A 21,229-nucleotide genomic window follows, 5' to 3' on the forward strand; every position below is an offset into this window, starting at 1 on the left:
ATGAACTTACGTTGTTAAGTTTAAGTTAAACGCGGGTCATTTTAGCGACAAGTTGTGTTTGTTCTAACCGAATAAAACTCAAATATTCCCAATAGATAATAAATCTTTATTTTATGGCTACTTACCGTCGTCGCAGCCGAGTCGCGGTACTCACTGACAGGTCAAGCTGCTACGCCAAGTCGTTTCAGTATAGTTAAAAAAAACCCTCAATGTTGAGGGTCTTTATAAATCAGCTATTTTTCATCATCAGGTAAGGTGACGTTGAGTTCAAGGACTGAGATATCATCGTCCTTATGCTCAAAAGAGAGTTCGACCATTGAAGGGTCAACCACGACATATTTGGCAATCACTTGCAAAATATCCGCTTTTAGCTGTGGTAAGTAGCTAGGCGCAGGATCATCTTGGCTACGACGTTCGGCAACAATAATCTGCAAACGCTCTTTGGCAACGCAGGCCGAAGTTTTCTTCTGTGGGCGGAAAAATTCCAGCAATGACATCGGATTAGCCTCCAAATAAGCGTTTGAAAATACCTTTCTTCGCTTCAGTTAGAAAACGAAATTCCACTTGCTCACCGAGTAGGCGTGTCACGGTATCTTGGTACGCTTGACCGGCATCGGATTGCTCATCAAAAATAACTGGCACCCCTTTATTAGAGGCATTCAGTACCGCTTGGCTCTCTGGGATCACCCCGAGTAGGGGTACATGCAGGATCTCTTCAACATCTTGTACGCTGAGCATTTCACCCTGAGTTACCCGAGTTGGATTGTAGCGTGTGAGCAGTAGGTGTTGCTTAATCGCCGCTTGACCTTGTTCGGCCCGCAAAGACTTAGAATCGAGAATGCCGAGGATACGGTCAGAATCGCGTACCGATGAGACTTCTGGATTGGTGGTGACAATCGCTTCGTCAGCATAATAAAGAGCCATCAAAGCACCTTGCTCAATACCCGCAGGGGAGTCGCAAATGATGAAATCAAACGCCATCTCCTTCAGTTCATTGAGCACACGTTGTACACCATCTTTGGTCAGCGCATCTTTATCACGGGTCTGTGAAGCGGGCAAAATGAATAAATTTTCATTGCGTTTATCTTTAATTAACGCCTGATTTAGGGTGGCTTCACCGTTGATGACATTGACAAAGTCATACACCACTCGGCGCTCACAGCCCATGATCAAATCGAGATTGCGCAGACCGATATCAAAATCGATCACTGCGGTTTTTTTGCCTCGCAGCGCGAGACCAGAAGCAATTGCAGCACTGGAGGTGGTTTTGCCAACCCCGCCTTTTCCTGACGTGACGACAATAATACGTGACATGTTATGGTTTCCTTTCAATCTTAAATCTTAAATCGTGAGCGTTTCGAGGTGAAGTGACTCGTCAGTCATACTGAGCATCACTCTCTGTTGCCAAAACTGACCCTCAATTTGATCGCTTAGCCAATAATGGCCAGCAATCGAAATCAGTTCTGCTTGCAAATCATGGCAAATAATTCGTGCTGCGGTTTGCCCACTGGCTCCTGCAATTGCTCGGCCACGTAAGGTTCCGTAAATATGGATTGAGCCATCGGCAATCACTTCTGCTCCCGCACTGACATGGCTTAAAATCACTAAGTCGCTATCTTTGGCGTAGATCTGTTGCCCTGAGCGCACCGGCGTACTGACCACTTTGGTCGGGGTTAGCTCAATCGGAGCTTGAATGGCAGAGTTGGTGGCACTCATCACCGCAAAACCTGCCGCAGCAGCCAGATTTTGGCTGCGTTTATCTTTGCACCCAGTAATGCCGACTGGGATTAAACCAGCGTCAGTGATCCCTTGTTTTAAAGCCGGATAATCCAGATCTGCAGTGACTTTTGCCACATTAATCACCACTGGAGCATTAGCAAAAAAAGCCGGGGCTTGCGCGACCTTTTCTTGCAGAAATTGTACCGTGTGCGCAATTTGGTGGTCAGAAAGGTGTAATACCGACAAAGTAAAGCTACTACCTTTCAAGTCAGGGGTTTTCGACATAGCCAGGTTGACCTCAAGAAACTCTATGCTTTGCAGAGAGAGCATTGGCTGGGAACAGGGCTGTCATGTTATATTCAGTGCTAAAACACGGCAAGTTATCTTGCGGTGAAATAAGTGATTTGGCATCAACTTTGGTCAAAGTTAATTGAATTTAAGATCAAAGGCCCTAATCGGGCGCACATCTAATCAAAAGGTTTGTCATGCTTTGTTCAATTTATAAAAGTGCCAAAAAAGAAGGCGCTTATCTGTATATTCCCAAACGGGACGATTTTTCACAGGTTCCTGACACCTTACGGCAGATGTTTGGTAAACCTATCTTTGTGATGCTGGTGAATTTAGAGCAGCGTCAACTTGCGCAGGTGAGTGTGGAGAACGTCAAGCAGTCACTGCAGACTCAGGGATTCTTCCTACAATTACCACCTCCTGCGGAAAATATACTTGAGCAATATAAGGAGCGCCAAGCGCACTCAAATACTTGATTAAAGATCGCTCAAGGAGGGCATCTTGAAAAAATTATTATCGATAGTATTGGGCTTGGCTTTGTCAGCACCACTACACGCCAGTGAAGTCAGCACCGAAGTCAGTTTTGAACGTTATATCGAAAGCTTAAAACAGCAAGCTCGGCAACAAGGTATTTCCGAACATATTATCCAACAAGCGTTTGGTGATGTTGAATATCGACCTCGTGCGGTGGTTGCCGATAAAAATCAACCTGAAAAAAAACTCACCTTGGATGAGTATATTCCACGGGCAGTGCCTGAATGGAAAGTAAAACAGGCTCAGGCTTTGTATCAAAAGCACTATGCAGAATTGCAGAAAATTGGCCAGCAGTACGGTGTGCAACCGCGTTTTATTGTCGCACTGTGGGGTGTTGAGAGTAATTTTGGCGCATTAACCGGTAATTTTAAGGTGATTGATGCTTTATCAACACTGGCTTATGAAGGTCGTCGTGAAGAGTTTTTCCGCAAAGAAACCATGGCAGCATTGCAGATCCTCGAACAAGGCCATATTGATCCCGCCGCGATGAAAGGCTCTTGGGCGGGAGCGATGGGTCAGTGTCAATTTATGCCTAGCTCATTTTTGAATTTTGCTGCTGACGGTAATGGCGATGGCAAAAAAGATATTTGGGGCACCCGCTCGGACGTATTTGCGTCCACCGCCAATTATCTCAGTCAATCCGGTTGGGATGATAAATATACCTGGGGACGTCAAGTAAAAATTCCGCAAGGTTTTGACCGTAACCTAGAAGGTCGTCAGCCAGAAAAAGGCAAAACCTTGCAGCAGTGGAGCAAGCTCGGAGTGACGCGTTATGATGGTAAGCCATTGCCCAAACTGACTGACGATATTCAAGCTTGGTTGATCATGCCGGATGATGAAGCGGGGCGTATTTATTTGGTCTACAACAATTACCATGTGCTGATGAAATGGAACCGTTCACATTACTTCGCGCTCGCGGTGAGCCATTTAGCTGATCGGATCAAGTTTTGAGTATGAGCTGGCATTCTTGAGGTTCTTCACTAGAATGCCAGCCATAGTCACTGCTAACGCTTAATTATTCGTGTCGCAATGATTTTTTAATCATGGGTATGGAATTGTTCGCACGCGAGTAAGGTATTCTCAATCAAACTGGCCACTGTCATCGGGCCAACGCCGCCTGGAACTGGAGTAATGAAACTGGCATGGCTGCGTGCAACCTCATATTCCACATCGCCAACTAATTTGCCGTTCGCAAGACGGTTGATACCAACATCGATCACGACCGCACCGGGTTTAATCCACGCACCGGGAATAAAGTTCGCTTTACCGACCGCTACCACTAAAAGATCGGCTTGACGTACGTGACTTTCAAGATCTTGAGTAAAACGATGACAAGTGGTGGTGGTACAGCCGGCTAACAGTAGCTCAAGCGTCATCGGGCGGCCGACAATATTAGAGGCACCAACAATCACCGCATGTTTACCATGCAGTGGAATATGGTAGCGCTCCAGCAGCGTGATAATGCCTTTTGGGGTGCAAGAGCGCAGTTTGGGGATCCGCTGTGCTAAGCGACCCACATTGTACGGGTGAAAGCCATCAACATCTTTTTGAGGATCAATGCTTTCCAATATCTTGGTGGTATCAATGCCTGCTGGTAAAGGAAGTTGCACCAAAATGCCATCAATCTGTGGGTCATGATTGAGTTCATCGATCAGCGCCAATAATTCTGTTTCATGAGTGCTGGTCGGGAGATCGTAAGATTTAGAGATAAAGCCGACCTCTTCGCAAGCGCGTCGTTTACTACCGACATAGACCTGTGAGGCTGGGTCTTCGCCCACCAGCACAACGGCAAGCCCCGGCGCTCGTAATCCAGCTTGAATGCGCGCTTTAACTCGGTTTGCGACTTCTGAACGGACGGTTTGCGAAACCAGCGTTCCATCAATATTTTGAGCAATCATGACTTTCCTTACAGATTTGGAGCGAAATTTTTGTGCGCATTGTGGCAGATAATTTGAATTTCATCCACAGGCAAACGTTTGCTTAGTTGTATTTTTCAGCAGTGAAACATCGATTGGTAAAATATTGCTCGTTCGCAACAGAAAGTAAGATAAAGGCATTGATCTCAATGGTTTTACTCGTATAATCCTCACCCTGTAGTGCGCCCTTAGCTCAGTTGGATAGAGCACGTGCCTTCTAAGCATGTGGTCACAGGTTCGAATCCTGTAGGGCGTGCCATTTCTTCTCAGCACTAGCAAGTTGATTCTTGCTGGTGCTTTTTTATCTCTAATATTTGCCAAATTACCCAACTCAATAGCTCGCTAGGTTGTTTATAGGGCGATTTTGCAAATTGTCAGCTTGTCGATGTTCTCAAATTTAAACACACTATTTACGATAGCATCGTTGACATGTGAATTTTCATATATATGACATTTCGCATGTTAAATGACCTTTAATTATAATATGCAACAAAGAGCGCTTAATTTGTACAAAGCACTTTCTGAAGAAACTCGGCTTAAGTCTCTGCTTTTAATGCAGAAGCAAGGAGAGTTGTGTGTCTGTGATCTCATGGAAGCGCTGAATCTCAGTCAACCCAAAGTATCTCGGCATCTTGCCGAATTGCGGAAGCACGAGCTTGTTCTGGATGAGCGACGTGGTAAGTGGGTTTACTACCAAATCAACCCCGCGCTAGCTCCTTGGGTCAAGCAAGTGCTGGAAATCACCCTTAAGCATAATTTGACATTTATCGAGTCAGAGTTGCAGTTCATCAAAGGCAAATCATGTTCGAATGGTGTGAACGAATAATGCTCTATTCCGTTGATTTATCAATTTTAAATGAAAGAGGTTTGTATGAGTAATGTCTTAAGCTGTGTCGAAACCAGCGCATCTGAAAAAATGAGTTTTCTTGATCGATACTTAACCGTATGGATTTTTCTTGCAATGGCAGTTGGTGTCGGGATTGGCGTGTTATTTCCTCAGGTCGCTCAGTGGAACGAAAGCCTATCTGTTGGTTCAACCAATATCCCGCTTGCCATTGGCTTAATCTTAATGATGTACCCGCCATTGGCGAAAGTGAACTATAGCCTTTTAGGTGAGGTAACTCGTGATAAACGCGCGATAACGCTTTCTTTAGTGATGAACTGGCTCGTGGGACCGATTTTGATGTTCATCTTGGCTATTATTTTCTTGCGCGATCAGCCTGGCTATATGATGGGACTCATTCTGATCGGCCTTGCTCGATGTATCGCAATGGTGTTGGTTTGGAATGATATCAGCGGCGGGAACAAAGAGTACGGAGCAACCTTAGTTGCCTTAAATAGCGCGTTTCAGATTATCACGTACAGTTTTATGGCATGGCTGTTTATTACTGTTTTGCCCCCTTACTTTGGTCTTGACAGTTTCGTTGTTGACATCACTATCTGGGCTATTGCACAAAGCGTCTTAATTTATTTAGGCATCCCTTTCTTAGCTGGTTTCCTAAGCCGTAAACTCTTGGTCTCAGCAAAAGGTGAACCGTGGTATAACGAAGTCTTCATCCCTCGTATTTCGCCAATCACCCTGATTGCGCTTTTGGCAACCATCGTTTTGATGTTTAGCCTGAAAGGTGAACTGATCATTGAGTTACCGATGGATGTATTCCGTATTGCAGTGCCACTTATCATCTATTTTATGGTGATGTTTTTTGTGAGCTTTTACATCGGGAAACGTATGGGTATTCCTTACGACCAAAATGCATCCATCGCCTTTACTTCATCTGGTAACAACTTCGAGCTGGCTATTGCCGTATCAATCGCTGTATTTGGATTAAATTCTGACCAAGCGTTTGCAGGTGTGATTGGACCTTTGGTTGAAGTCCCCGTTTTAATTGCTTTAGTCAACGTCGCCTTGAGAATGAAGCGTAAATATTATGCCTAAGAGCCGTATTTCGAAACAAACTTCAGCAGTGCCATGTCTTATTGAGACATGGCATCTTTCCGAGTCAGAGCTTTACTACTGGCTGCTTAAGCAAACAGGTGATCCTGAGCTGAGCTTTGATTTACTACAAGATACCTTCTTGAAGGCGTTACAGCAGAAGCAAGCGTTTTGCGATATTCAAAACCAAAGAGCATGGCTATATCGGGTAGCACGGAATATGCTCATTGATAAGCAACGCAGGGCGAATAAAGAACAAGTTCAGGATCTGAGTGATAATACGTCGATATGGGAAGAGTATGAACTTCCCACCGTCGATAGCCTTGCGCAATGCCTACCTAAAGCGCTATCAAAACTGACTGAGTCTGAAAGCGAAATTATCAAACAGTGTGACCTACAAGGTCTTACTCAACAGCAGTTTGCCAAGCAAAATGGACTTACTTTAGTGGCAACCAAATCACGCATTCAACGCGCTAGACAGAAACTTCAACACATTTTGCAAACGCAATGTCATATACGTTTCGACGAACAACAGCGTGTTTGTTGCTTTTTCAAAGATAGCGATAGTCTCTAAAATCGCATTAATTCGAACTCGCTAAGTCGATCTATTCTTCATCACAACAACACTCTTGCCGTAAGAAGTTGATTACTGCCTCTAAACAATCATATTCGGCTACGCAATATAAGGTACGCCCCTCACGACGTTGAGAGATTAAACCTGCTGAGGCCAAGCTAGATATATGATGTGAAAGTGTAGACGCTGGAACGCCAAGTACCTCTTGTATGACTCCCACCGCTATCCCGTGATGACCCGCTTTAACCACAACCTTGTAGATACTTAACCGAGTGGCATGCCCTAACTCTTTAAGCGCTTTCGCTACCGCTTCTAGTTCCATTGTAGTCTCTTTAAATAATCGCTTCGAAAATACTTCGATGATAATGGAAACATTAATGCGTGGCAAACATGACAGGCTGACGTCGATACAGTGAGAAGCGAAATGTCTTACATTCCTATTTTTATGGAAATATAAGGTTGACGAACACCTTATTAATACTATAATTCCAGAATTATCGAAACGAAAAGTGCAACAAGTTGACCAAGATACCGCAAAGAATGTGATTCGGAGATTCAATATGAACCAAGAAATTGCCACCATGGCAAAAGAAGCAATTGATATGTTTGCTTTTTTAGCGATAGAGCTAACCATGCTTTTCCTAGTAATTAGTTATATTGTAGGTGCGTTGCAAGAAGTACTTACACCAGAAAAGATCCAATCAATCCTTAGCTCTAAGGGAGGAAAAGGGTGGTTTATCGCTGCCTTACTAGGTTCGATTACACCGTTTTGTTCCTGCTCTACAATCCCCTTCTTAAAAGGGTTGTTAAGAGCGAGAGCTGGTTTTGGCCCCATGATGGTGTTTTTATTTGCAAGCCCATTGCTTAACCCTGTGATCATTGGTTTGTTTGTCATCACCTTTGGGTGGAAAGTTGCAGTGTTCTATTTCGTGATTGCAATGACCGTGTCTGTGGTTTCGGGATATGTGCTTGAAAAATTGGGGTTTGAGCGCTATGTAAAACCTGAGGCGTATGAAGCAGCAGGTGGATCTTCATGTGGGGAGCCAAGTAAGCAAGAAGAAGAGGAATCAGCATCAAGCTGTAGTCCTCGTTCTTGTTGTGAACCAACACCAGTTGCCACCACAAAATCATGTTGTGGTGAGCGTACGCTAAAAGCTGAGCCTAAAGTGGAAATATCTTGTTGCTCTGCCAATGGCAGTTCAAGTGCGACATTCGTTGAAACAAAACAACCAAGTCGTTGGATGCGAGTCTGGAATTCTACTTGGAAAGATTTTAAACAAGTGTTTCCATACCTCATGATGGGGATTGCAATTGGCTCCATTATTTATGGTTTTGTGCCAACAGATTTCATTGCGAAATACGCGGGTGAAACCAAATGGTATGCGATCCCCGTCGCTGCAATTATCGGTATTCCGTTGTATATCCGAGCGGAAGCGGTAATACCATTAAGTGCGGCTTTAGTGCAAAAAGGTATGGCTCTCGGTTCAGTAATGGCACTTATCATAGGTAGTGCTGGTGCAAGCCTCACAGAGGTGGTTTTGTTGAAATCTATCTTTAAGAACCAAATGATTGCCGCGTTTTTGTTTGTCATTCTCAGTATGGCAATCTCTGCGGGCTATTTGTATAGCTACTTCTTCATTTAAACATCAAGCTATTCCTTAGATTTAGAGGAAGGAACTAAAGGAAAATTACCACGGCTCTAGACAAGCCGTGGTCAACCTAACAATAAGCTCCATCACACCATCCCCCACTTATAACTTAAACATAGCTAAATCAGTTTTCCCAAGCACAAAGATAATAAAAAATTCTTTGCATCCTTTCGGCACTAACTTCGTCTTAGTGACATCAAAGACAAATTATGAGGTTGAAGGAGCCGATATGTTTGAAGTCTTTACCCATCTTGCTGATTGGATAACCTACCAGCTATTTGCTATGCAGCAAGGTACTAAGCTGGCAGATGTTATCCACTTTTTTATAGAAGACACTAGTAAAATCATGGTGTTGCTGGTCTTCATGATTTACGTCATTGCTTTGTTTCGTGCTTCTTTAAATGTTGAAAAAGTGCGCCACTATCTTGCGGGAAAGCGCCGTCTTTTTGGCTATGTGACGGGTAGTGTTTTCGGTGCAATCACCCCATTTTGCTCATGTTCAAGTATTCCCGTTTTTCTTGGCTTTACATCAGCAGGTATCCCACTTGGGATCACCATGGCATTTTTGATTACCTCGCCATTGATCAATGAAATCGCAGTATTGCTTCTGTTTAGCTTACTGGGATGGAAGTTCACCATCATGTATGTGCTGATAGGGATGCTTATCGGGATGTTGAGTGGCTGGTTACTGGATCTTATAAGAGCAGAGCGTTGGTTACAGCCATTTGCCGCAAAAGTCATGCAAAAAGCCCAAGCCCAACAACATACTCAGAACAATCTGAACGTTAGTAACGAAGAGTCTGCAATCACGCTTTCATATCGACATCAGTTTGCCAAACAAGAAATGGTTGAAATCATCGGTCGGGTTTGGAAGTGGGTGTTTATTGGTGTGGGTATAGGAGCTGGCTTGCATGGTTTTGTACCCGATGGCTGGATAGAAGCCCACTTAGGCGCAGGTCAGTGGTGGTCAGTTTCAGCTTCAGTATTGATTGGTATCCCTTTGTATTCTAATGCGACGGGTGTGATCCCCATCATGGAGAGTTTACTGAGAAATGGTCTTCCCATTGGTACGACATTAGCGTTTTGTATGAGCACTGTCGCTGCAAGTGTCCCTGAATTTGTCATGCTAAAACAAGTGATGCAATGGCGCTTACTGGGACTTCTTTTTGGTCTACTGCTGACAGCGTTTACTGTTATGGGATGGATATTTAACTTACCATTCTGGCAATTTTAGGAGATAAAAATGAAAGTATTTAAAGTACTAGGCTCAGGTTGTGCCAACTGCGTTAATACCGCGAAACTGATTGAGAAAGTTGCGGCAGAGCAAGGCATTGATGTTTCGGTTGAAAAAGTAACCGACCTTGAAACGATTATGAATTATGGCGTGATGTCTACGCCAGGCGTCGTCATGGATGAAGAAGTGGTTCACACAGGCGGGGTTCCAAAGCCTGAAGCAATTTTAGATTGGTTAAAATAGATAGCTATTTTCTTTTAGGCTAGGTAAACAACATCCTAGCCTAACAATAGCGTTATGAATTTTTTATGACATCGTATTTTACTTCTAGATAAATTTTTCTTTGCGCTTTAATATATATGAAAGTCCATATATAGATATATTCATATGCTGCCGCATCAGTTTTTTAAATTACTGTCCGATGAAACGCGAGTGCGTTGCTTATTAATGATTGCTCGTGAACAGAAAATGTGTGTTGGTGAGTTAACTGAAGCACTTGCAGAAAGCCAACCAAAAATTTCACGTCATTTGGCGTTGCTGCGTGCAAGTGGTGTGGTGGTGGATACCCGTCAAGGGCAGTGGGTCTTTTATCGTTTATCGGATCAACTGCCTGGTTGGATGAAAAAACAGATCCAAGGTTTGGTTGAATCGAATTGTCTTAAACGTGAATATCAGACAGATATTCTGCGTTTATCTGAGATGCAATCTCGCCCAACGTGTTGTATTTAGAGGATAAATAAATGTCTATCAAAGTAGGGATTAATGGCTTTGGCCGAATTGGGCGTTTGGCGCTGAGAGCCGCGTTTGATTGGCCGGAACTGGAGTTTGTACAGATTAATGATGTAGCAGGAGATGCAGCAACGTTAGCGCATCTGCTGGAGTTTGATTCGGTGCAAGGTCGTTGGCACCATGCGGTGAGCAGTCAAGATCATGGGATTATCATTGCTGGCAAAACGATCCGCACGTCGCAGAAAAAAGCAATTGATGAGGTAGATTGGTCTGGATGTGATGTGGTGATTGAAGCGACAGGTAAGCACCGTAAAGGTGAGTTTCTCAATCAATATTTAACACAAGGTGTTAAACGGGTGGTGGTTTCTGCACCGGTAGCAGAAGATGGCATCGCCAATATCGTGGTTGGTGTTAATGATCATATTTTTGATCCAGCAATACATCAAATTGTGACGGCGGCTTCTTGTACTACCAACTGTATTGCTCCTGTGGTTAAAGTGATCCACGAAAAGCTCGGGATTGAGCAATCGCTGTTTACCACCATTCACGATTTAACCAATACTCAAACTATCCTTGATGCACCACATAAAGATCTGCGTCGTGCTCGTGCCTGTGGTATGAGTTTGATCCCAACCACCACCGGTTCTGCCAAAGCGATTGTGGAAATTTTCCCTGATCTAAAAGGTAAAATTGATGGTCACGCGGTACGAGTACCCCTGGCGAATGCATCACTGACCGATATTATTTTTGATGTAAAGCGTGATACGAGCGTAGAAGAAGTTAATGCTTTACTCAAACAAGCGTCAGAAAACGAGTTAAAAGGCATTCTCGGTTTTGAAGAGCGCCCGCTCGTTTCTATCGATTATAAGGGTGATCAACGTTCAACCATCGTTGATGCGCTATCCACCATGGTGGTTGGTAAACGTATGGTGAAAATTTATGCGTGGTATGACAACGAAATGGGCTACGCCACCCGCACGGCAGAGCTGGTGCGTAAAGTCGGTTTAGCATAAAGGAGCAGAACAATGACACATCCTACATGGGAACTGCCAGTGGCAGATAATCATGCCACTTTAGTATTAACCCCTTGTCCGGGCACTAAACAACTTGGGTTGGTTGAAAGTATTGAACAACTGAAAGCGCAAGGGGTGACTGTGGTGGTCACTGCCTTAAGCCATCAAGAGATGCAGGCCAAAGGTGTTGGTGATTTGCCGCAAGTGGTAGAGCAAATGGGTTTGCAATGGTTCCATGCACCCATTGAAGATGATTGTGCGCCGGATGCTGGGTTTCAAGCGGATTGGCAATCTATCTCTCCAGCGTTACATCAAGCGCTCGCTAACGGTGATAAAGTTGCCTTGCACTGTATGGGCGGCTCGGGTCGTACGGGTTTACTTGCGGCTCATTTATTGTTGGAGAAAGGGTGGGATCTGGCCGAGATTATCACTCAAGTGCAGTCATTAAGGCCGGGCGCATTTACCAAAGATGTGCAACTTGAATACATCAAACAGGTTAATCAATAACTGCCTTTAAGAGCTGCCTTTGGTGGCTCTTTTGCTAAAAGAGTGATTTATGCTATCGCAATGCAATCAAAATGTGCGCCAGTACATGCTGGTAACCTTTAATTATTGGAATTTCACCATTACTGATGGTGCACTACGGATGTTGGTGGTGCTCTATTTTTACGATTTAGGTTATTCCGCGTTACAAATTGCGTCACTGTTTTTGTTTTACGAATTTTTTGGAGTGGTTACTAACTTGGTGGGGGGATGGCTTGGGGCGCGTCTGGGTTTGAATCGCACCATGAACATTGGTCTTGGTATGCAAATCATAGCGCTTATCATGCTTGCCGCTCCCGCTGGTTGGTTGTCGATTGCATGGGTGATGACGGCGCAAGCACTCTCTGGGATTGCCAAAGATCTGAATAAGATGAGTGCCAAAAGCGCGATTAAAAGCTTAGTACCGGATAATGCACAAGGTGCGCTTTACCAATGGATCGCTATCCTCACCGGTTCGAAAAATGCCCTGAAAGGGGCGGGGTTTTTCATCGGTGGCGCGCTGCTTACCTTGATCGGTTTTCAGTATGCGGTTGCGGCTATGGCTGGTGTGTTACTGTTGGTGTTTATTGGCAGCGTGTTAAGCCTTAAATCGGATCTGGGCAAAGCGAAAAATAAGCCAAAGTTTGCTGAAATTTTTTCTAAGTCGAGTCGTGTCAATATCTTATCGGCGGCGCGTCTGTTTTTGTTTGGTGCACGTGATGTATGGTTTGTGATTGCGCTTCCGATCTATCTGGCTACGGTATTTGGTTGGAGCCATAGCGCAGTAGGCGGTTTTTTGGCCTTATGGGTGATAGGCTACGGTGTTGTACAAGGTATCGCCCCTAAGATCACCGGCAGTCAATCGAACCACGCGCCGGATGGTCAAGCGGCGATCAAATGGGCTTTATTGTTGTCATTAGTGACGGCCGGGATTGCGTATAGTGTTCAGCAGCAATGGTACCCAGAAATGGTGATTATCGTGGGATTATTGAGTTTTGGTGCGGTATTTGCTGTCAATTCATCACTGCACTCTTATTTGATTGTCCGCTATGCCAAAAGTGATGGAGTGTCACTGGATGTCGGTTTTTACTATATGGCGAATGCGATGGGACGTTTGATTGGCACTATCTTGTCTGGATGGGTGTTTCAAAGATCGGGATTGGCAGCTTGCTTGTGGGTTTCGTTTGCTTTTTTAGCGCTGACAACATTGATTTCGTTTTGGTTGCCAAGGGGCGCCGAATCTGAACGGGTACAAAATGAATAACGATAAATGAAATAATGGTAGGGAGAGAAGTGTGGCACCAAATAATTATGGTGCCACAAAATTCTTATAGTGCAGTAACTTGCGCAGCTTGTAAGCCTTTTTTGCCTTGTTCAACGATGAACGAAACTTTTTGGCCTTCAGTTAAGGTTTTGAAACCAGTAGAAACGATTGAGTTGAAATGTACGAATACATCATCGCCACCGTTGTCTTGAGAAAGAAAACCGAAGCCTTTAGTTTCGTTGAACCACTTTACTGAACCAGTTAATTTAGCAGACATAGATACCTCTATATTGATTTTTAATGAAAAATTTAGCTAACTGAAGTGCTACTCAATGATTTAGAGATGAATATTTTATCGCAGGAACGTAACGAGGTAATCGATGAAGTACTTGAGAGAAATTTTGATCTTAAATTACATAAATAGCTCTCTTCTTAAGAGCTGTGGTGCAGTATACCGACACGATTAAGAATAGCTAGTTTTTTATTTTTTATTTTTATTGGTGGATGAACTCAAGATGTTAAGTTGTGCGTGCGGTAAGGTTAGGCTTGATACTATCACACTGTTTTCTAAGCAATCGTCATTGAACACTAGCAACTTGAGGTTCTCTATTCGGCTTTTTTGCCAGCGCTGACCATCTCCATCTACCACCCTAGTGGCGAGAAAATACCTATCTATTTCATTTTATCGGTGTATAGTGAGCCTCGATTTTTATTTTGAACACTTTATCAAATTGTATTTTCTAGTTTTGTTAGCTCTGTATATTGTGGCTGATTTTTAATTGAGCATATATTAAAGGTCGTTCAATGGTTTTGTTGAATGTTATTTGTTTGTTAGCGATTAACGATTGATAAATATTTAAAAACCCTAAATGATTAAGTTTTATAAATGGTTTTGACGGTTGTTTTCAAGATGGCCAACAATATTATTTATTATTGGGTTTTTTATAAGGTTTTATTTTGGTTTCTTGATGGTGTTAAGAGCTAAATATTGATTGTTTTATTTTCATTGCCATAAGTTCTGGATGCAGATAATTCAATCCTATTAAATGGTTTTATAGAGGTATAATTATGAAAAATAAGAGAGCGAGATCGCCTAATAAGAATAAAAAAGCTGCGTATGAAGCTAAATTTGAATTTATGGTCAAAGAGTACCATGAGGCTCAAGCTGTCTTGGAATCGATGACACAAGGCAGTGATGAGTATATCCAACAGAAAAAAAACTGTGACAGTCTATTTGCTCAGGCCGAACGTTTCTTTAAACAGAATCAATAAAGATTAATAAGTAACGACACTTTTGATTGTGGTGTGTAAGTATTTTATTAATCTGCGCATCATTATCATTTCACCTAATTCTAATCCTATAGATGATTGTCATCATTTTGGCCTAGATCAACTCGTTATTCCCTTCCTACTTGAAGCTGCAGCGGTGTTGGCTAGGTTCGTTCATCCCAATCACATAGTTTGCCTATGCTCATGGGGACTCACTCACTTGCCGCCTACCTGAAACTCCAAGTGGTTTGGGGATAGTCGCTGGCATTTCGCGATGAATATTGCAGTTGTATCATGCGCTAGCTGTGCGACCTTTCCGCTTTTTCGATACATTCTATTTACAAACTGATTCAGTGGTGTAAGGATTTGCGCACTCAGGAAGAGGCAAACCCAACAAATGGTCACAGTCCTGCTATTATCATATTAATTCAACTGCTTATCCGCATTTTTAGTTAGTGTATTGGTCGATAGTCGATCTGCTGGACTAAAACTGCAGGGAGATTTCCATGAAACGCATCCCCGCATTGGACAGTATTCGAGGATTATTGTTGGTCTTGATCACTTTTAACCATCTGATCTGGTATAGCGGTGGTACTACCATCTTGCAACGTGTTACCCATGAGCCAATTGGAGTCTTTGGAGCTGCGGAAGGGTTTATTTTTATGTCAGGGCTACTGGCTGGCATGGTATATAGCCGTAGTGAGTATTCTAACTGTGAAATGACCAATAAAGTATGGCGACGAGCGTTTACTATTTATAAGTATCATCTGATTGGTCTGTTTATCGCGATGTTGTGGTTTTTATTCGGTCGCGTTTATTTTGCTGAACAAGTGAGTGTGTTTGGTGGCAGTTTTAGTAACCTGCTTACCTTGCCTTTAATGACTTTAGTGATGAGTTTCCTGCTGCTCAATAAGCCTGCATATCTGGAAATTTTGCCGCTGTATATCATGTATATGTGGTTGTTTCCATTTGCACTCTATGCATTTCGGCGTGGTTATCTCAAAGCGGTGTTGATATTTAGTGTCAGTGTATGGGCGAGTAGCGGTTGGATTAATGCTTCACTTTTGACACCGTTATTTCAAGCGCTTTCCCCCACCTACATTCCTGAATTCGGTTATTTTGACCCGTTTGCTTGGCAACTGCTGTTTTTCTTTGGTGCGGCATTGGGTTATCGCCAGCGACAAGATGATTTAGCTTGGTTTACCCCTCGGCTGATGTGGTTGTGTGTTGTTGTGGCACTAGTGATTTTTGCCGCTTATCGTGACTTATTAACACCGTTGGGTATCACTCAGCAGATGGTTTATTCTGCTTCGAGTAAGCCTGAACTCGGTTGGCTGCGCGTATTAAGCCTAAGTGTATGGATTTATTTGATCGCCACCGTGATCCGTTTATACCCTAGTGCTTTAGTGTATGAGCCGCTCAGTTATCTTGGTCGCCATTCGTTACAAGTCTTTACTTGGCAAACACTACTGATTTTCCTCTCTGCCCCTTGGCTGCTGACCACCCGTGAATCACTCTGGCATACACCGATCATTCTGGTACTGTGTACCAGCTTATGGCTTGCTGCGTGGTTACAGAATTGGCGGCAAGATAAAGTGATCCATATTTCCTCTACTGCCGTGGCTGGCTTGGCTCTAGTATTAGTTGCCACTACTCGTTGGGCAAGCTTTCCACCTTTGGAAAAAACCGACACCGTCGCGAGCAGTGACCAAGTGATCAATCCACCGTTGTTGAGTAGCGACGTTTCAAGTAATGAACCGCATGATTTACCGCAGGTCAGTGATGAGACGCCCCTCAATTAATCTGCTGTAGTTGTGGTGATTGTTCAGACCACCAGTGCCACGGCAAAGTGACCTTGCGTATTTCACGGCTATTTCGATGAACGGTGATGCTAACAATTCATTTGATTCATTGAGGATTGGATAGCGATATTTATCTCAAGTGGTGATTTCGCTCGTGTGACAACCTATCAATCGTCATATTCTCGATTTACAGTCACTGGTTTAATCGATGATATGGTAATAGGTGAAAGTCTCAAATGAGTAAGTCCCTCTATGTGTTTGACTTGGATGACACCCTGATTGATGGGGATTGCGCCATGATTTGGAATGCCTTTTTAGCCGAGAAAGGGATTGCGACGGATCATAATTTTGTGGCAGAAGATCGGCGACGTATGGCGTTGTATGCGCAAGGTAAAATGGATATGGCACAGTACATTACTTTTGCCATGCAGCCGTTAGCCAATGTGCCGATTGCCGCCGTACAAGCTTGGGCACAAGAGTGCGTGGCGCAGTTGATTGTACCGCAGCATTTTGCTCAAGCTCGAACATTGTTGGCTCAGTTACAACAGCAGGGCAGCACCTGCCTGATCATTTCTGCTTCCGTCTCTTTTTTAGTGCAAGAGGTGGCTGCGCATTTTGGTATTGCGCATGCATTGGGAATTGATTTAGTCGAAAGGCAAGGTTGCTATAGTTCGGAAATTGCCGGGATAGCCAGTTATCGTGAAGGTAAAGTGCTGCGTTTGCAGCAGTGGCTCGCCGAGCAGAGTGAAACCTACCAACACATTCATTTTTATACCGATTCGATCAATGATCTGCCGTTATGCCTACACGCAGATTTCACTTATCTGGTCAATCCTTGTCCACAATTACGAGCACAAGGTGCACAGTATGGTTGGCCAGTGTTAGATTGGGCAGTGTAGAGTCTATGGTTTTGTTGTATCGGCTGGTGCACCAGTTAATCAATGTGGTGAGCGAGCTGCTCGGAAAATCGATATCTACGGCAGATAAACCCAAGCGGTGAAATTTTTTACTAATATTTGAGGTAATCGAAGAGGATAGTCGGTTTATAAGACATTTTTATGGCAAATTAATGCAAGGGTTGTTATGGTGATTCGCGATCCGTGCCAGGTATAAGTTGTTTTTGTTCAATACTTATACAACAACTATCAGCCGTTCTGAATACCTGACATGGATGTCATGGATGCAATATTAAAACTTGGAGTTTATGCATGTATAAGAACAAAATCACCCAAGCACTGCTGCTCAGTGCTGGCTTGGCGGTGGCCGCCACATCATTGACCTCTGTTGCTGCAAACGTCCCTGCCGGTACAAAACTGGCTCCCGTGCAAGAATTGGTGCGCGGTAACGGTACCGAAGTAGCCTCTCTCGATCCACACAAAACCGAAGGTGTTCCTGAATCCAACGTGATCCGTGATCTGTTAGAAGGTCTGGTCAATCAGGATGCCAATGGCAATGTGGTTCCTGGAGTAGCCGAACGTTGGGAAACAACCGATAACACCACCTTTACTTTCCATATTCGTCCCGATGCCAAGTGGTCTAACGGTGAGCCGGTGACGGCACACGATTTCGTGTACAGCTTTCAACGTGCGGTCGATCCGGCAACGGCTTCACCCTATTCTTGGTATATGGAATACACCAAGATGAAGAATGCCAAAGAGATCATCGCTGGGGAAAAAGACAAATCCACCTTGGGTGTCACCGCGCTGGATGACAAAACGCTGCGCTTTGAATTGGAAAGTCCAGTACCGTATTTTGTGATGATGATGGGACACACCACAGTAAAACCGGTTCACCGCGCGACCATTGAAAAATATGGCGAACAGTGGACCAAGCCTGAAAATTATGTCGGTAATGGTGCTTATGTGCTGGATAAATGGGTGGTTAACGAGCGTTTAGAGCTTAAACGTAACCCCCAATACTGGGATGATAAACACACCGTCATTAACAAAGTGACTTATCTGCCGATTGAAAACCAAGTAGCAGAAATGAACCGTTTCTTGTCTGGTGAAATTCAGATCACCAACGAACTACCACTTGAGCATTTCAAGCGTTTGAAAAAAGAGCATCCACAATCGGTACTGGTACAAGGTCAACTTTGTACTTATTACTACGGTTTTAATACCGCTAAAGCACCATTTGATGATGTCCGAGTACGTCAAGCCCTATCATATGCGATTGATCGTGATGTGATTTCAGATGCAATCTTGGGGCAAGGTCAAAAGCCCGCTTTCTTCTTGACGCCGGAAATCACCGCAGGGTTTGCTGCTGAAATGCCTGCTTACGGCAAAATGACCCAGAAACAGCGAATTGCGGAAGCCAAAAAATTGTTGGAAGCGGCAGGCTACAATAAAGCCAATCCACTCAAATTTACTTTGCTCTATAACACATCCGAAAACCACAAGAAAATTGCCACTGCGATCCAATCGATGTGGAAAACTGGCTTAGGGGTCGATATCGCATTGGAAAACCAAGAGTGGAAAACCTTCCTCGATACGCGTCGTCAAGGTAATTTTGATGCAACACGTGCAGGGTGGTGTGGTGACTATAACGAAGCGTCGTCGTTCTTAACCTTGATGATGTCAAGTAACTCGTCGAATGATGCTAAGTACTACAGTGCTGAGTATGATGCGACGCTCGAAAAAGCCATGACGTCTACATCTGAGCAGGAGCGTCAAAAACTGTATGCGGATGCGGAGAAGTTGTTGGCGCGTGATATGCCGATTGCACCAATTTATCAATATGTCATCTCACGACTGGTCTCTCCAACCGTTGGCGGTTATCCAACCAATAACGCGGAAGATAAGGTCTATGCCAAAGATCTCTACATTAAAGCTCAATAATCGAACTATAAAACTATAAGTAATCTCGGCGCTGCATGTGAAATTCACATGCAGGGTCTTTTCATTTTTGTCACAGATTGAAAGAGTGAGTTTATGTTTAAATTCATTGCAAAAAGGATATTTGAAGCAATCCCAACCATGTTGGTATTGATCACACTATCTTTTTTTCTTATGCGCTACGCGCCAGGTAACCCATTTTCTTCAGAGCGTCCGCTACCGCCGGAAGTGATGGCCAATATCAATGCCAAATATGGTCTCGATAAACCGGTATCAGAGCAGTACCTGACCTATCTAACCAATATCGTACAGGGCGATTTTGGCCCCTCGTTTAAATACAAAGATTATACGGTGAATGAACTGATCAGCAGTGCATTGCCGGTTTCGGTAAAAATTGGTCTGGCGGCGTTTATTTTCACGGTCATTATGGGGGTCACCGTCGGCACCATTGCGGCGTTGAAGCACAATACTTGGGTTGACTACACCATTATGTCGACCGCAATGATTGGGGTGGTGATGCCCTCTTTTGTGTTGGCTCCGGTCTTAATTTATCTGTTCTCAATTCACTTCAATCTGTTTCCAGCTGGTGGCTGGCAAGATGGCGGCTTGCGCTATATGGCACTGCCAGTGCTTGGTATGTCATTGTTGTATGTGGCCACCTTTGCGCGTATCACCCGCGGCTCGATGATTGAAACACTCAACAGTAACTTTATTCGTACTGCGCGTGCCAAAGGGCTCAGCTACCGTTATATCGTGATCAAACATGCGCTCAAGCCAGCCATGCTGCCAGTGGTGTCTTATATGGGGCCGGCATTTGTTGGCATTATCACCGGTTCTGTGGTGATTGAGACCATTTTTGGCTTACCCGGCATTGGCAAGTTATTTGTGAACGCTGCGTTCAACCGAGATTATTCTCTGGTTATGGGGATCACGATTCTGATCGGCTTCCTATTTATTCTGTTTAACGCGATTGTCGATATTCTGCTCGCTTATATCGATCCGAAAATTCGCTACTAATAGGACTACGATCATGTTAACCAAAAAAGAACACTTAGCGGCGATTGAAAATTTCTCACAAAATCTCGAGATTCAAGGTCGCAGCTTATGGCAAGACGCCAAGATTCGCTTTATGCGCAATAAAGCGGCGATGGTGAGCTTATTGATACTGATGTTGATCACCTTGGCGGTGATTTTCCTGCCGATGTTTTCCGCTTATAGCTACGAAGATACTGATTGGTATGCGATGCATGCCGCACCCTCTGCTGAACATTGGTTTGGTACGGATGCACTTGGACGTGACTTGTTTGTGCGTACCTTAGTCGGGGGACGAATTTCGCTGATGGTTGGCATCATGGGCGCATTGGTGGCGGTCTTGATCGGCACCTTATATGGCGCGACCTCCGGTTTTATTGGTGGTCGAACTGACCGAGTGATGATGCGCATTTTGGAGATTTTATACGCGATCCCATTTATGTTTTTGGTGATCGTATTAGTCACCTTTTTTGGCCGCAATATCGTGCTGATTTTTGTGGCAATCGGTGCGATTGCATGGCTGGATATGGCTCGGATTGTTCGTGGCCAAACCCTAAGCCTGCGCAGTAAAGAGTTTATTGAAGCGGCGCATGTGTGTGGGGTGAGTAAGTGGAATATTATCACTCGCCATATTGTGCCAAACGTACTGGGGATTGTGGCGGTTTACTCAACTTTGTTGATCCCAAGTATGATTTTGACCGAATCTTTTCTCTCTTTCCTTGGCCTTGGTGTGCAAGAGCCGATGACCAGTTGGGGCGCTTTGCTGCAAGAGGGCGCAAATACAATGGAAGTGGCAATTTGGCAACTGTTGTTCCCGGCGACATTTATGGTGTTGACGCTGTTCTGCTTTAACTATGTCGGCGATGGTCTGCGTGACGCGCTGGATCCTAAAGACAGATAAACCAAGCTTAAAA

General features: G+C 44.1%; 24 protein-coding genes and 1 tRNA gene. 19 read left to right on the plus strand and 6 right to left on the minus strand.

What is annotated here, in order from left to right; all coding sequences use genetic code 11:
- Positions 1-233 precede the first annotated feature (233 nt).
- Genes minE through minC form a run of 3 tightly spaced genes read right to left on the minus strand, consistent with a single transcriptional unit; the run spans position 234 to position 2,004 of the window.
- Positions 234-497: a cell division topological specificity factor MinE gene (gene minE, locus OOK74_RS04440; RefSeq protein WP_274722101.1), complete on the minus strand. Its 264-nt coding sequence runs from the start codon at positions 495-497 to the stop codon at positions 234-236.
- A gap of 4 nt (positions 498-501) precedes the next feature.
- Positions 502-1,314 carry a septum site-determining protein MinD gene (gene minD, locus OOK74_RS04445; RefSeq protein ID WP_166013241.1) on the minus strand — a complete coding sequence of 271 codons (813 nt, stop codon included), beginning with the start codon at positions 1,312-1,314 and terminating at the stop codon, positions 502-504.
- Between the two features lie 27 nt (positions 1,315-1,341).
- Positions 1,342-2,004 (minus strand): septum site-determining protein MinC, encoded by a 663-nt coding sequence (gene minC, locus OOK74_RS04450; RefSeq protein WP_274722100.1) that lies wholly within the window; start codon positions 2,002-2,004, stop codon positions 1,342-1,344.
- A gap of 200 nt (positions 2,005-2,204) precedes the next feature.
- Between minC and OOK74_RS04455 the strand changes: the two genes are divergently transcribed.
- Together OOK74_RS04455 and OOK74_RS04460 are read left to right on the plus strand one after the other, a co-directional pair.
- On the plus strand, positions 2,205-2,483 hold the full coding sequence (locus tag OOK74_RS04455) for a YcgL domain-containing protein (protein ID WP_166013239.1): 279 nt from the start codon (positions 2,205-2,207) through the stop codon (positions 2,481-2,483).
- Positions 2,484-2,508: 25 nt separating this feature from the next.
- Entirely contained in the window at positions 2,509-3,492 is a 984-nt protein-coding gene (locus OOK74_RS04460) for a lytic murein transglycosylase (RefSeq protein ID WP_278183181.1), read from the plus strand.
- Positions 3,493-3,578: 86 nt separating this feature from the next.
- On the opposite strand, the gene folD is transcribed toward OOK74_RS04460, so the two are convergent.
- The gene (gene folD / locus OOK74_RS04465; RefSeq protein ID WP_274722098.1) at positions 3,579-4,439 is read right to left on the minus strand and encodes a bifunctional methylenetetrahydrofolate dehydrogenase/methenyltetrahydrofolate cyclohydrolase FolD; all 861 of its coding nucleotides are present in this window, start codon (positions 4,437-4,439) and stop codon (positions 3,579-3,581) included.
- 200 nt (positions 4,440-4,639) lie between these two features.
- On the opposite strand from folD, the gene OOK74_RS04470 reads away from it, so the two are divergent.
- The 4 genes from OOK74_RS04470 (at position 4,640) to OOK74_RS04485 (ending at position 6,964) form a co-directional block, all read left to right on the plus strand.
- Positions 4,640-4,716 (plus strand) — tRNA-Arg (locus OOK74_RS04470).
- 225 nt (positions 4,717-4,941) lie between these two features.
- Positions 4,942-5,283 carry a metalloregulator ArsR/SmtB family transcription factor gene (locus OOK74_RS04475; RefSeq protein ID WP_274722112.1) on the plus strand — a complete coding sequence of 114 codons (342 nt, stop codon included), beginning with the start codon at positions 4,942-4,944 and terminating at the stop codon, positions 5,281-5,283.
- 45 nt (positions 5,284-5,328) lie between these two features.
- A complete protein-coding gene (gene arsB, locus OOK74_RS04480) occupies positions 5,329-6,393 on the plus strand; it encodes an ACR3 family arsenite efflux transporter (RefSeq protein ID WP_274722097.1) in 1,065 nt (354 codons plus the stop codon).
- Positions 6,386-6,964, plus strand: a complete 579-nt coding sequence (locus OOK74_RS04485; protein ID WP_274722096.1) for a sigma-70 family RNA polymerase sigma factor — start codon at positions 6,386-6,388, stop codon at positions 6,962-6,964. Before arsB ends, OOK74_RS04485 begins: the two co-directional genes overlap by 8 nt.
- A 31-nt stretch (positions 6,965-6,995) precedes the next feature.
- On the opposite strand, the gene OOK74_RS04490 is transcribed toward OOK74_RS04485, so the two are convergent.
- Positions 6,996-7,286, minus strand: a complete 291-nt coding sequence (locus OOK74_RS04490) for an ArsR/SmtB family transcription factor (protein WP_274722095.1) — start codon at positions 7,284-7,286, stop codon at positions 6,996-6,998.
- A 238-nt stretch (positions 7,287-7,524) separates the two neighbouring features.
- On the opposite strand from OOK74_RS04490, the gene OOK74_RS04495 reads away from it, so the two are divergent.
- From OOK74_RS04495 to arsJ, 7 genes are all read left to right on the plus strand, one after another.
- On the plus strand, positions 7,525-8,607 hold the full coding sequence (locus tag OOK74_RS04495) for a permease (protein ID WP_274722094.1): 1,083 nt from the start codon (positions 7,525-7,527) through the stop codon (positions 8,605-8,607).
- A gap of 235 nt (positions 8,608-8,842) precedes the next feature.
- Positions 8,843-9,847, plus strand: coding sequence for a permease (locus tag OOK74_RS04500; RefSeq protein ID WP_278183182.1), 1,005 nt, complete (start codon positions 8,843-8,845; stop codon positions 9,845-9,847).
- A gap of 9 nt (positions 9,848-9,856) precedes the next feature.
- Entirely contained in the window at positions 9,857-10,090 is a 234-nt protein-coding gene (locus OOK74_RS04505; protein WP_274722092.1) for a thioredoxin family protein, read from the plus strand.
- Positions 10,091-10,234: 144 nt separating this feature from the next.
- The gene (locus OOK74_RS04510) at positions 10,235-10,576 is read left to right on the plus strand and encodes a metalloregulator ArsR/SmtB family transcription factor (protein WP_274722091.1); all 342 of its coding nucleotides are present in this window, start codon (positions 10,235-10,237) and stop codon (positions 10,574-10,576) included.
- A gap of 11 nt (positions 10,577-10,587) precedes the next feature.
- Positions 10,588-11,589 (plus strand): ArsJ-associated glyceraldehyde-3-phosphate dehydrogenase, encoded by a 1,002-nt coding sequence (locus OOK74_RS04515; protein ID WP_274722090.1) that lies wholly within the window; start codon positions 10,588-10,590, stop codon positions 11,587-11,589.
- A 12-nt stretch (positions 11,590-11,601) separates the two neighbouring features.
- Positions 11,602-12,096 (plus strand): cyclin-dependent kinase inhibitor 3 family protein, encoded by a 495-nt coding sequence (locus OOK74_RS04520; RefSeq protein WP_274722089.1) that lies wholly within the window; start codon positions 11,602-11,604, stop codon positions 12,094-12,096.
- 49 nt (positions 12,097-12,145) lie between these two features.
- Positions 12,146-13,375, plus strand: coding sequence for an organoarsenical effux MFS transporter ArsJ (gene arsJ, locus OOK74_RS04525; RefSeq protein WP_278183183.1), 1,230 nt, complete (start codon positions 12,146-12,148; stop codon positions 13,373-13,375).
- Between the two features lie 64 nt (positions 13,376-13,439).
- On the opposite strand, the gene OOK74_RS04530 is transcribed toward arsJ, so the two are convergent.
- Entirely contained in the window at positions 13,440-13,652 is a 213-nt protein-coding gene (locus tag OOK74_RS04530; protein ID WP_274722087.1) for a cold-shock protein, read from the minus strand.
- Between the two features lie 791 nt (positions 13,653-14,443).
- Here OOK74_RS04530 and OOK74_RS04535 point away from each other — a divergent pair.
- The 6 genes from OOK74_RS04535 (at position 14,444) to oppC (ending at position 21,216) form a co-directional block, all read left to right on the plus strand.
- Entirely contained in the window at positions 14,444-14,647 is a 204-nt protein-coding gene (locus tag OOK74_RS04535; RefSeq protein ID WP_274722086.1) for a hypothetical protein, read from the plus strand.
- A 503-nt stretch (positions 14,648-15,150) separates the two neighbouring features.
- Complete coding sequence (locus OOK74_RS04540; protein ID WP_274722085.1) at positions 15,151-16,446, plus strand: OpgC domain-containing protein; 1,296 nt, start codon at positions 15,151-15,153, stop codon at positions 16,444-16,446.
- Positions 16,447-16,682: 236 nt separating this feature from the next.
- A complete protein-coding gene (locus OOK74_RS04545; protein WP_274722084.1) occupies positions 16,683-17,345 on the plus strand; it encodes an HAD-IB family hydrolase in 663 nt (220 codons plus the stop codon).
- A gap of 309 nt (positions 17,346-17,654) precedes the next feature.
- On the plus strand, positions 17,655-19,286 hold the full coding sequence (locus tag OOK74_RS04550) for an ABC transporter substrate-binding protein (protein WP_274722083.1): 1,632 nt from the start codon (positions 17,655-17,657) through the stop codon (positions 19,284-19,286).
- Between the two features lie 93 nt (positions 19,287-19,379).
- Positions 19,380-20,300 carry an oligopeptide ABC transporter permease OppB gene (oppB, locus tag OOK74_RS04555; protein WP_274722082.1) on the plus strand — a complete coding sequence of 307 codons (921 nt, stop codon included), beginning with the start codon at positions 19,380-19,382 and terminating at the stop codon, positions 20,298-20,300.
- Between the two features lie 13 nt (positions 20,301-20,313).
- The gene (gene oppC, locus OOK74_RS04560; RefSeq protein ID WP_274722081.1) at positions 20,314-21,216 is read left to right on the plus strand and encodes an oligopeptide ABC transporter permease OppC; all 903 of its coding nucleotides are present in this window, start codon (positions 20,314-20,316) and stop codon (positions 21,214-21,216) included.
- Positions 21,217-21,229: the final 13 nt, after the last annotated feature.

Source organism: Vibrio misgurnus (genome assembly GCF_029635775.1).
Lineage (GTDB): Bacteria > Pseudomonadota > Gammaproteobacteria > Enterobacterales > Vibrionaceae > Vibrio > Vibrio chanodichtyis.